At 68.1% G+C, this 12,181-nt stretch carries 6 protein-coding genes; all 6 read left to right on the top strand.

Features of this window, described 5'->3' with window-relative positions; all coding sequences use genetic code 11:
* Positions 1 to 113: 113 nt before the first annotated feature.
* Positions 114 to 2,084 carry an alpha/beta hydrolase-fold protein gene (locus CCONF_RS10780; RefSeq protein WP_290223613.1) on the top strand — a complete coding sequence of 657 codons (1,971 nt, stop codon included), beginning with the start codon at positions 114 to 116 and terminating at the stop codon, positions 2,082 to 2,084.
* Positions 2,085 to 2,114: 30 nt separating this feature from the next.
* On the top strand, positions 2,115 to 2,612 hold the full coding sequence (locus tag CCONF_RS10775) for a hypothetical protein (protein WP_290223611.1): 498 nt from the start codon (positions 2,115 to 2,117) through the stop codon (positions 2,610 to 2,612).
* An 18-nt stretch (positions 2,613 to 2,630) separates the two neighbouring features.
* Positions 2,631 to 3,560, top strand: coding sequence for a cutinase family protein (locus CCONF_RS10770; protein WP_290223609.1), 930 nt, complete (start codon positions 2,631 to 2,633; stop codon positions 3,558 to 3,560).
* Between the two features lie 93 nt (positions 3,561 to 3,653).
* Positions 3,654 to 5,510, top strand: a complete 1,857-nt coding sequence (locus tag CCONF_RS10765; protein ID WP_290223606.1) for a FadD32-like long-chain-fatty-acid--AMP ligase — start codon at positions 3,654 to 3,656, stop codon at positions 5,508 to 5,510.
* 162 nt (positions 5,511 to 5,672) lie between these two features.
* Positions 5,673 to 10,472: a polyketide synthase Pks13 gene (gene pks13 / locus CCONF_RS10760; protein ID WP_290223604.1), complete on the top strand. Its 4,800-nt coding sequence runs from the start codon at positions 5,673 to 5,675 to the stop codon at positions 10,470 to 10,472.
* Positions 10,456 to 12,003 (top strand): acyl-CoA carboxylase subunit beta, encoded by a 1,548-nt coding sequence (locus CCONF_RS10755; protein ID WP_290223602.1) that lies wholly within the window; start codon positions 10,456 to 10,458, stop codon positions 12,001 to 12,003. Before pks13 ends, CCONF_RS10755 begins: the two co-directional genes overlap by 17 nt.
* Positions 12,004 to 12,181: the final 178 nt, after the last annotated feature.

Here is a 12,181-nt window from a genome sequence, read left to right as displayed (position 1 = left end):
TGCGTGAGTTTCCGGGTGCGCTAGCCGTGTTTTCGGCGGGCGCTGCCTCGTTGGCTCTTTTGGCTGGGACTCCATCGCTGTCTGTCTACTAGTCGAACGTCAAGGATACCTCCATGCGCACATCCGCTCCGAAGCCCTCCCCGCGCCAGGCGCGCAACACGTACCAGACTCGTACCCGCCGCGGGCTGGCCGCCGCGGCCTTGCCCACGGCGCTGGCCGTCGGCATCGCCCTGCTGCCTAACGCCACCGCCCAGCAGGGCCTGGGAGATCTCAGCTCCTCCTCGTCTGGGTCGAGCCTGTCGGATTCTTTCGCCCCCTCGGCGCCGCCGAAGCGTACCCCGGTTGACACCACCTACCCGGACGTCGAAGGCCTGCCGGAGGGCGTGGACATCGAGCGCGTGGAGTACCTGACCAACCGCCACCTGATGGTCTACATCAAGTCCGCGGCCATGCCGGACAAGCTGCAGAAGGTCCAGATCCAGCTGGCGCGTGACTGGTACTCCAACCCGGAGGCCACCTTCCCGGAAGTCTGGGCCCTGGACGGCCTGCGCGCCCGCGACGACGAGTCCGGCTGGACCATCGAGACCAACATCCTGAACCAGTACGCCGACCGCAACGTGAACCTGATCATGCCGGTGGGCGGCGAGTCCTCCTTCTATGCCGACTGGCAGCGCCCAGACAACGGCACCCACTACCAGTGGGAGACCTTCCTGACCCAAGAGCTGGTGCCGATCCTGGACAACGAGTACCGCTCCAACCACAAGCGCGCCGTGACGGGTATCTCCATGGGCGGTACCGCCGCGGTCAACCTGGCCGAGCGCAACCCGCACCTGTTCGACTTCGTGGGCTCCTTCTCCGGCTACCTTGACACCACCAGCAGCGGCATGCCGGCCGCCATCCGCGCCGCGCAGATGGACGCCGGCGGGTACAACTCGGACGCCATGTGGGGCCCGCCGGGCTCCCAGGACTGGATCGACCACGACCCGAAGCTGGGCATCGAAAACCTGAAGGACATGAAGGTCTACATCTCCGCCGGCTCCGGCAAGGACGACTTCGGCAACCCCGAGTCCGTCGCCAAGGGCCCGGCGAACATGGCCGGTATCGGCCTGGAGGCCATCTCGCGCATGTCCGGCGGAACCTTCATGACCTACGCCAAGCGCGCCGGCGTGGAGCCGGAGGCGCACTTCCGCCCGTCCGGCGTCCACAGCTGGGAATACTGGCAGTTCGAGATGCAGCAGGCCTGGCCGTCCATCGCGGACGCCCTGGCCATCCCCAAGGAAGACCGCGGGGCGGACTGCCAAGCCATCGGTGCCATCGGTGAGGCCACTAGGTCCGGCACCATCGGCGAGTGCGTCAACAACGAATACGACGCCGGCGATAACGGCAAGGCCCAGGACTTCAGCGCGGGCACCGCGTACTGGTCCCCGGAGACCGGCGCCAAAGCGCTGGTTGGCCGCATCAACGCGCGTTATAGCGAGATGGGTGGCCCGGGCTCCTGGCTGGGCTTCCCGCTGACCAACGAGGTAAAGACCCCGGATCAGCGCGGCCGCTTCGTCCACTTTGAGAACGGCTCCATCTACTGGACCGCCAAGACCGGCGCTTATGCCATCCCGAAGGACATGGTCGAGGCCTGGGGCAAGAACGGCTGGGAAGGCGGGGATCTTAAGTACCCGACCTCCGCGCCGCAGGAGGTCAACGGTGGCTTCCAGCAGGAGTTCGAGAACGGCGTCCTGACCCGTAACCCGGATAACTCCCACCACATCGTCCACGGCGCCATCGGCGCCAAGTACAAGGAGATGGGCGGCGCGACCACCGGTTTGGGCTTCCCGACCAGCGACGAGATCAAGATCAAGGGCGGCGCCTTCCAGGAGTTCGAGCACGGCAACATCTACTGGTCCCCGAAGACCGGCGCGCACTTCATCATGCATGGCAAGCTTTTCGATGCCTGGGGCGATCGCGGCTTCGAGCAGGGCGAGATGGGCTACCCGACCTCCGACACGGAGCAGATCCCGGCCGGCGGCCTGACCCAGAAGTTCCAGAAGGGCACTCTGAGCGAGATCTTCGGCCGCGTGCAGAAGTCCTAAACGCCAGCCGGAAGGAGTACTATCAGCGCCATGCGAAAATTGATTGCGGGTCTGGCCGCGGCGGCATCGTTGGGCCTGGCGGCCTGCGGTTCCGCCACCGTAGACAACGATAACGAGGCCGAGGCCCCGACCTCGGTGGCGCCGCTGGAGCGCGGCTCGGAGTCCGAGTCGGCATCCGCCTCCGAGTCGGAGTCGGCCGAAAGCAGCACCAAGGATTCCGCCCCGGCGCCAGCCGGCGACCGCGCCCCGGAGGACCGCGGGGCGGAGGAAATCTCCGAAATCCCCTCCCCGGAAGCTGACGCGTCTGCGGGCGATGCCGAGTTCTTCGGCGCGGTAGGCGAGCGCGACATCGACGCGGCCGGCGTGGAAACGCAGCTGGTCTCCGCCGCGCAGCGGGTCTGCGTGGAAGAAGAACCCATCACCCTGAACGCGGTTGCCGGCCAGCTCATCGAGCAGGGCCGCACGGAGCTGGATTACGAAGAGCTGACCCGGTTCCTGGCCGACGAAGCGCGATCCGCCTACTGCTAGACGAGACAGGCACAACACATGAAAAAGACCCTTGCTGCGGTAGCAGTAGTGATCCTGCTGGTGATCCTGGGCGCCTCCGCGGTGCGCTATTTCAACAGCACCTCCTCGAGTAACCTGTCGGAGCCGCCGGCCACGCAGCCCGGCGAGGACGAGCCGGCCGCCCCGGAGCAGCCGGACTGGTGCCCGCGGGTCGAGGTCATCTCCGCCCCCGGCACCTGGGAATCCAAGGCGGACGACGATCCCATCAACCCGACCGCCAACCCGCGCTCTTTCATGCTGTCGATTTCCCAGCCGCTGCAGCAGGCCTACGCCCCGCAGGACGTGAAGGTGTGGACCCTGCCGTACACCGCGCAGTTTAAGAACATCAACTCCCAGGAGGAGATGTCCTACGACGACTCCCGCCAGGAGGGCACCTCCACCTTGGAGGGCGAGCTGCGCACCATGCACGAGACCTGCCCGGCGACGAAGTTTGTCATGGCCGGTTTCTCCCAGGGTGCGGTCATCTTGGGCGACGTCGCCGACCAGATCGGCGCGGGCACGGGCGCGGTCCCGGCCGAGTCGGTGGCCGGTGTGGCCCTTATCGCCGACGGCCGTCGCGAGCCCGGCGTGGGTATCAACCCGGGCGTCGAGGTTAACGGCATCGGCGCGGAGATTGCCCTGGAGCCTATCAGCAAGCTGGTCCAGCCCATCGTGCCGGGCGCGACCATGCGCGGCGCGCGCCCCAACGGCTTCGGCGAGCTGGCAGACCGGACCTTCCAGATCTGCGCGCCGGACGACTCCATCTGCGATGCTCCGCGCGATGCCGCCAACGGCCTGGAGCGCGCCCGCGATCTCATCGCCGCCAACGGCGTGCACGCGCAGTACGCCTCCAACCCGCACGTGGTCGAAGGCACGACCGCCAACGACTGGGTGGTCGGCTGGGCCCGCGGAATCATCGACGGCATCTAAAACCGGCCGCCCGCGGTGTAACACGGCGGCCGCCTCGTCTGATAATTTTAGTAGCAAAATAAAGCGAATCGGATTTCAAGGAGCGTTACTGACATGGACTTACACGCCGCCATGGGCCAGTTCTTCAACGACCAGGGGGAGATCACCCTCGCGCCGCAGCTGACCCTCGCCGGGCTCGCGGAATTGCTCTACCAGGGCGATCTGCAGACCGGCGGCGGTGACCGGAAGGTCCTGCGTTTCTGGGACTACTCCGAAAGCCGGGACGGTCAACTGGTGACCTATTCGCGCCAGGAGGTCAACACCCGCATCAAGTCCGTGGCGGCCCGCCTGCAGCAGGTCGGCAAGCTGGGCGACCGGGTAGCCATCCTGGCCGGCAACTCCCCGGAGTATCTCTTCGGCTTCCTGGGCAGCCTGTACGCCGGCATGACGCCCATCCCGCTCTACGATCCGAACGAGCCGGGCCACGCGGACCACCTGAAGGCGGTCTTCGCCGACGCCCAGCCGAAGCTGGTGCTGACCAACCGGGCATCGGCGGCCGCGGTGCGCAAGCACTTTGCCGACCTGCCCTCCCGGGAGCGCCCGCGCGTACTTTCCGTCGACTCGCTGCCGGACAGCCTTGCGGCGTCCTACCAGAACCCGGCGTCGACCCTGGAGGGCCAGCAGCAGCTGGCGATGTCCACGGTCATGCCCCTGGACCAGACCGCCTTCCTGCAGTACACCTCCGGCTCCACCCGTACCCCGGCCGGCGTGATCCTGACCAACCGCTCCATTCTGACCAACGTGTTGCAGATCTTCCGCGCCGCGCAGCTGAAGATGCCGCTGCGCCTGGTCACCTGGCTGCCGTTGCACCACGACATGGGCATCATCCTCACGGTCTTCGTGACCATCTTGGGCCTGCCTTTCGAGCTGATGTCCCCGCGCGATTTCATCCAGCAGCCGAAGCGCTGGGTGGGCCAGCTCAACCGCAAGCCAATCGACGACAAGCTGCAGGCCACCTACGGCGTGGTCCCGAACTTCGCGCTCGAGCTGGCCGCGCGCTACGGCGCCCCGGCCGACGGCGAGGAGCTGGACCTGTCCCACATCGACGGCCTCATCGTCGGCTCGGAGCCGGTCACCGAGTCCGCTGTGGACAGCTTCCTGAACACCTTCGAGCCCTACGGCTTCAAGCGCGCTGCGCTGCGCCCGTCCTACGGCCTGGCGGAGGCCTCCCTCCTGGTGAGCACCCCGCAGACCGACGAGCGCCCGCTGATTACCCACTTCGACCGCGCCGCGCTGGCCGAGGGCCGCGCCGAGGTGGGAGAGGCCTCCGAAAAGACCGTGGCCTTTGCCTCCGTCGGCCAGGTGGTGCAGCCGCAGTACCTGACCATCGTCGACCCGGAGACCCGGGCCGAGGTCGCCGACGGCGTCATCGGCGAGCTGTGGGCCCACGGCGAGAACATGGCCGCCGGCTACCTGGAGCGCGACGAGGACACCGCCGCGACCTTCCACAACACCCTGGGCGAGCGCATGGCGGCTACCCGCGTGGCCGGCGCCCCGGACGACGATCGCTGGATGGCCTCTGGCGACCTGGGGACTATCCTGGACGGCCACCTCTACATCACCGGCCGCCTGAAGGACCTCATCGTCGTGGCCGGCCGCAACCACTACCCGCAGGACATCGAGTCCACCGTCCAGGAGGCCAGCGAGCACGTGCGCCCGGACTCCGTGGCGGCGTTCTCCGTCGAGGGCGCGGACACCGAGCAGCTGGTGCTGCTGGTCGAGCGCGTCGATACGGCCGAGCCCTCCGGCGACGCCGCCGCGGCCGAGGCCATCCGCTCGGCAGTCTCCGCCCACCACGGCCTGACCCCGGACGACATCGTCTTTAAGCAGGCCCACGAGATCAACCGGACCTCCTCGGGCAAGATCGCACGCCGCGTGGCTAAGAAGCACTACCTGGCCCAGCGCGGCTAAATCCTGGCGGGGCTTGGCCAAAGCTCTGCACATCCGCCTGGCAGGCGCTTGCCACTAACGTTTTGGGGCCCGAATTCGATAGCCTAAGGTGGAGCATTTTCACCAAAGACGATTATTCTTTGTGATCCCCTTAATGAACGTAAGCGAAAGAAAGCATGGCGTATGACCGTAGAGCAGTTGCGTGATTGGATCCGTAATTGGGTAGCCCAGACCACGGGCGTTCCCGCGGAGGAAATTACCGACTCTAAGCCGCTGGAAAACTTCGGCCTGTCCTCCCGCGACGCCGTGGTGCTGTCAGGCGAGCTGGAAAACCTGGTGGGCGTGGATCTCGACCCCACGGTCGCCTACGAATACCCGACCATCGCCCAGCTGGCCGACCGCCTGATTAACGGCCCGGCCCAGCCGGCGGCGCCGGCGTCCGCCCCGCGCCGGATCAACCCGGCCGGCGGCCACGAGGACATCGCCGTGATCGGCCTGGCCGGCCGCTTCCCGGACGCTAAGAACGCGGACGAGTTCTGGGACATGCTGGTCGAAGGCCGCGGAGCGACGGGCCCGCTGCCCATCGGCCGCTGGTCCGACTACGCCGCCGATCCGGTGATGACCCAGAGGATGGCCGAGCAGAACCTCGCCGGCGGCTATATCGATGACATCGCCGGCTTTGACGCGGAATTCTTCGGTCTGTCCCCGGTGGAGGCCACCAACATGGACCCGCAGCAGCGCATCCTGCTGGAGCTGGTCTGGGAGGCGCTCGAGGACGCGCACCTGCCGGCCAACGAGCTGCGCGGGACCGCCACCGGCGTCTACATGGGCTCGTCGAACAATGACTACGGGATGCTGATCACCGCCGACCCGGCGGAGGCGCACCCGTACGCGCTGACCGGCACCTCCTCGGCGATCATCTCCAACCGGATCTCCTACGCGCTGGACCTGCGCGGGCCCTCGGTCAACGTGGACACCGCCTGCTCGTCCTCGCTGGTCTCCGTCCACCAGGCCGTGCGCGGCCTGCGCGAGGGCGACGCCGACGTCGCCGTGGCCGGCGGCATCAACATCATGGCTTCCCCGTTCGTGTCCACCGCCTTTGGCGAACTCGGCGTCATCTCGCCCACGGGCTGCATCCACGCCTTCTCCGACGACGCGGACGGCTTCGTGCGCGCGGACGCCGGCGGCGTACTGGTGCTCAAGCGGCTTAGCGATGCCGAGGCCGCCGGCGACAAGATCCTCGCCGTCATCAAGGGCTCGGCCATCAACTCCGACGGCCACTCCAACGGCCTGACCGCCCCGAACCCAGAGGCGCAGGTCGACGTGCTGCACCGCGCCTACGCCGACGCCGAGGTCGATCCGGCCACGGTCGACTACGTCGAGGCCCACGGTACGGGCACCATCCTGGGCGACCCCATCGAGGCCACCGCCCTGGGCGAGGTGCTGGGCGCCCACCGCGGCGCGGAGAACCCCACGCTGCTGGGCTCGGCCAAGTCCAATATCGGCCACTCCGAGTCCGCCGCGGGCGTGGTGGGCCTTATCAAGGTCATCCAGGCCATGCGCCACGACACCCTCCCGCCGAGCATCAACTTCTCCGCGCCGAACCGCTACATCGACTTCGACGCGGAAAAGCTCGAGGTCGTCGAGGACCCCCGCGAGTGGCCCGAGTACTCCGGCCACAAGCTGGCCGGCGTGTCCGGCTTCGGCTTTGGCGGCACCAACGCCCACGTCGTGCTCAGCGACTACCAGGGTAGCCCGCAGCAGCGCGCCGCCCAGGTCGCCACCGACGCCGCTATCGACGCCGCCGACGATGCCACCGCTGCCACCGTCAGCCTGCCGGTCTCCGGCCTGCTGCCGTCGCGCCGGGCCCAGGCGGCAGCCACGCTGGCCGATTTCATCGAGGACCAGCAGCTGGGCACCGCGGATCTCTTCGCGCTGGCCCGCTCCCTGGCCGGGCGCAACCACGCCCGCTCCCGCGCGGTGGTCAACGCCACCAACCCGGAGGAAGCCATCTCCCGCCTGCGGCAGGTCGCCGCCGGCAAGATCTCGGTCGGGGTCACCGCCGCGGACTCCCCGTCGGTGCCGGGCCCGGTCTTCGTCTACTCCGGCTTCGGCTCCCAGCACCGCAAGATGGTCAAGGACCTCATCGCCGTCTCCCCGGACTTTGTGGCCCGGCTGGAGGAGCTGGACCAGATCGTGGACTTCGAGTCCGGCTGGTCCATCCTGGACATCGTCCGCGACGACGAGCAGACCTACAACACCGAGACCGCCCAGGTGGCTATCACCGCGATCCAGATTGCGCTGACGGATCTGCTGGCCAGCTTCGGCGCCCGCCCGGCCGGCGTTATCGGCATGTCGATGGGCGAAATCGCCGCAGCCTACGCCGCCGGCGGTATCAGCGCTGACGACGCCATGCTGATCGCCTGCCACCGCGCCCGTCTCATGGGCGAGGGCGAGGCCCAGCTGACCGAGGAAGCGCAGGGCGCGATGGCCGTCGTCGAGCTGACCGCGGACGACATCGCGGCCCTGGACGGTAACATCGAGCCGGCCGTCTACACCGGCCCAGGCATGACCACCGTGGGTGGGCCGCGCCAGGAGGTCCTGGACCTGGTGGAAAAGCTCGAGGGCGAGGGCAAGTTCGCCCGCGCGCTCAACGTCAAGGGCGCCGGGCACACCTCGGCCGTGGACCCGATCCTCGGCGAGCTCGCCGGCGACATCGCGGGCATTACCGCCCGCCCGCTGCACACCACGCTGTTCAGCTCCGTCGACCGCGGCGAGGTCTACCGCCCGGGTTCCACCGTCCACGACGAGGACTACTGGCTGCGCATGACCCGCCAGCCGGTCTTCCTGGAGGACGCCACTCGCGCGGCCTTTGCCGCCGGCCACACCCAGCTGGTGGAGATCGCCCCGAACCCGGTGGCGCTGATGGGCATGATGTCTACCGCCTTCGCCGTCGGCAAGGCGGACGCGCAGCTGCTCTACGCGCTCAAGCGCAAGGTCGATCCGAGCGCGTCCCTGCTGGACCTGCTGGCTAAGCTCTACGTCGCCGGCGCGCCGGTGGATTACCGCGCCGCCTTCGGCGACGGGCCCGTGCGCGACGCGCCGCACACCCACTTCAAGCGCCAGCGCTATTGGACCCACGCCCGCCCGTCCTCCGGGGTCACCGGCCTGCCGGGCACGCGCGTGAACCTCCCGGAGGGCAAGACCGCCTTTTCCACCAACGCCGATCAGGCCCCGAGCGCCCTGGCGCTGCTGGAGGCGGCTATCGATGCCGTGTCCCCGGGCGCCCACCTCGTCGCTGTGGAAGAACTCGGCGCGCTGCCCGCCCAGGGCGAGGTCACCACCATGGTGACCAAGTCGCTCGGCGGCGTGGCCGTCGCGGCCTATGCCGTCAGCGACGGTGAGACGACCCTGGTGGCGGAAGGCTTCGCCACCTCCCTGGACCTGGGGACCAAGGCCGTGCCCGGCGTGGCCGACCTGCCGGATTACGCCCCGCTGGCTGACGCCACGGTCCAGACCGGCGACGCCGACATCGAGGCCGTGCGCTGGGACCCGGCCACGGAGTCCGTGGAGGACCGCCTGGCGGCTATCGTCTCGGAGTCCATGGGCTACGACGTGACCGACCTGCCGCGCGAGCTGCCGCTAATCGATCTCGGCCTGGACTCGCTAATGGGCATGCGCATCAAGAACCGCGTGGAAAACGACTTCCAGATCCCGCCGCTGCAGGTCCAGGCGCTGCGCGATGCCTCCCTGGCCGACGTCATCGACATGGTCACCGCCGCCGTCGAAGGCCGCGAGACCGACGGCGTTGAGACCACGCCGGCCGCAACCGACAACACCGCAAAGTCGGAAACGGATGCTGAAGCCGACGAGACCGCAGACGCCGAGGCCGCCACTGGCACCGGCGTGGGCGTGGCCCCGCGCGACGCCTCCGAGCGAATGGTCTTCGGCACTTGGGCGTCGATCACCGGGAAAGCGGCGGCCGGCGTGACCAGCCCGCTGCCGGAGCTGACCGAGGAGCAGGCCACCCAGATCGCTGAGCGGCTTTCCGAGCGCGCCGGCGTCGAGGTCACGGCCGCGGCCGTGCGCGAGGCCGAAACGCTGGAGCCGCTGGCGGACCTGGTCCGCGAGGGCCTGGAGACCGAGGTCGAGGGCAATATCCGCGTGCTGCGGGAGGCCGACGGCCCGGCCGTGTTCATGTTCCACCCGGCCGGCGGGACCACGGTGGTCTACCAGCCACTGGTGCGCCGCCTGCCCGAGGACGTCGCCGTCTACGGCGTCGAGCGCCTCGAGGGCAGCCTGGAAGACCGCGCGCAGGCCTACATCGCCGACATCGTCAAGTACGCCCGCGGTCGCAAGGTCGTCCTCGGCGGCTGGTCGTTCGGCGGCGCGCTGGCCTACGAGGTCGCGCACCAGCTGCGCAACAAGGACGTGGAGGTCGCGTTCATCGCGCTGCTAGATACCACCCAGCCCTCCGATCCGGCACCGGACACCCTGGAAGAGACTAAGGCCCGCTGGGAGCGCTACGCCGCTTTTGCGGAAAAGACCTACGGGCTGGAGTTCCCGGTGCCCTACGAGCTGTTGGAAACCGCCGGCGAGGACGCTGTGATGGATATGCTCGCGCAGTTCCTGGCCACCACGGACGCCTCGGAGCATGGCCTGGCGGCCGGCGTGCTGGAGCACCAGCGCGCCTCCTTCGTGGACAACCAGATCCTGGGCAAGCTGGACATGCGCCGCTGGGAGGACGTCGACGTGCCGGTGCTGCTGTTCCGCTCGGAGCGCATGCACGACGGCGCGATCGAGCTCGAACCGCGCTACGCCGAGATTGACCCGGACGGCGGTTGGGGCGCTATCGTGGAGGATCTAGAGATCGTCCAGCTGCCCGGCGACCACCTAGCCGTGCCGGACGAGCCCGCAATCGGCATTGTGGGCAAGCACATCGAGGATTGGATCGAGGTAAAGATTCGTGGCAACCACCGCTGAGAAACTCGCGGATCTGCGCGCCCGGCTGGACAAGGCCCAGGACCCGGGCAGCGAGCGCTCCCGCGCCCGCCGCGATGAGTCCGGCCGCACCACCCCGCGCAAGCGCATCGAGGAACTGCTTGACGAAGGCTCCTTCGTGGAGACCGGCGCCCTGGGCAAAACCCCGGGGGACCCGGACGCCATCTACTCCGACGGCGTGGTTACCGGCTACGGCCGCATCAACGGCCGACAGGTGTGCATCTACGCGCACGACAAGACCGTCTACGGCGGCTCGGTGGGCGTGACCTTTGGTAAGAAGGTCACCGAGGTCATGGACATGGCCATCAAGATCGGCTGCCCGGTCATCGGCATCCAGGACTCGGGCGGCGCCCGCATTCAGGACGCGGTGACCTCCCTGGCCATGTACTCGGAGATCGCCCGCCGCCAGCTGCCGCTGTCCGGCCGCAGCCCGCAGATCTCCATCATGCTGGGCAAGTCCGCCGGCGGCGCGGTCTACGCCCCGGTGACCACCGACTTCGTCATCGCCGTCGACGGCGAGGCGGAAATGTATGTCACCGGCCCGAACGTCATCCGGGAGGTCACCGGTGAGGACGTGACCTCCGCGGAGCTGGGCAGTGCCCGCCAGCAGGAGCAAAACGGCAACGTCTCCGCCGTGGTTGAGTCGGAGGACGAGGCCTTCGACTTGGTCCGCGACCTGCTGGACCACCTGCCGCTGACCTGTTACGACCCGGCGCCCCTCTTCGCCGCCCCCAGCGACGAGGAGGTCGCCGAGGACGACGAGCTCAACGCGTTTATGCCCGACGACACCAACGCCGGCTACGACATGGAGGAGCTCCTGCGCCAGCTGGGCGACGATGACGAGCTCATCGAGCTGCAGGAGAACTTCGCGCCGAACATGATCACCGCCTTCGGGCGGATCGACGGCCAGGCCGTCGGGTTCGTGGCGAACAACCCCATGCATCTGGCCGGCTGTATTGACGCCGATGCCGCGGACAAGGGCGCGCGTTTCATCCGTATCTGCGACGCCTACAACATCCCGCTGGTCTTCGTGGTCGACACGCCCGGCTACCTGCCGGGCGTGGACCAGGAAAAGGCCGGCCTGATTCACCGCGGCGCGAAGTTCGCCTTCGCCGTGGTGGAGGCAACCGTCCCGAAGGTCTCGCTGATTGTCCGCAAGGCCTACGGCGGCGCCTACGCCGTCATGGGCTCGAAGAACCTGACCGGCGACATCAACCTGGCGTGGCCGACCGCGCAGATCGCCGTGATGGGCGCGGCCGCGGCCGTGGTCATGATCGCCGGCAAGCAGCTGGAGGCCGCCGAGACCCCGGAGCAGCGCGCGATGACTAAGAAGATGTTCATGGACTTCTACGACGAGACCATGACCGCGCCTTACGTGGCCGCCGAACGCGGCTACCTGGACGCGATGATCCAGCCGAACCAGTCGCGGCTGGCCCTGCGCCAAGCCCTGCGCCAGCTGGCCACCAAGGACGTGCGGGACCTGCCGAAGAAGCACACCATCGCCCCGATGTAACGAAACCGGCCGTCGGGGACGATATGTCTAAAGTAATCTCCGGCACCCGTGGCCGGCTCGCCGAGTAATAGTGGAGGAAACATGCTTCTGAGCAGCGCTTTGGACATCGTCAGCGAGATCGTCGGTCTGGTCATTGCCATCGGCAACCAGCTGGAACACACCTTCGGCTAATGTCCTG

This window comes from Corynebacterium confusum (assembly GCF_030408715.1).
Classification (GTDB): domain Bacteria; phylum Actinomycetota; class Actinomycetes; order Mycobacteriales; family Mycobacteriaceae; genus Corynebacterium; species Corynebacterium confusum.
Note: the sequence above shows the minus strand (reverse complement) of the source record. Positions and strands in the feature narration are given on the sequence as shown.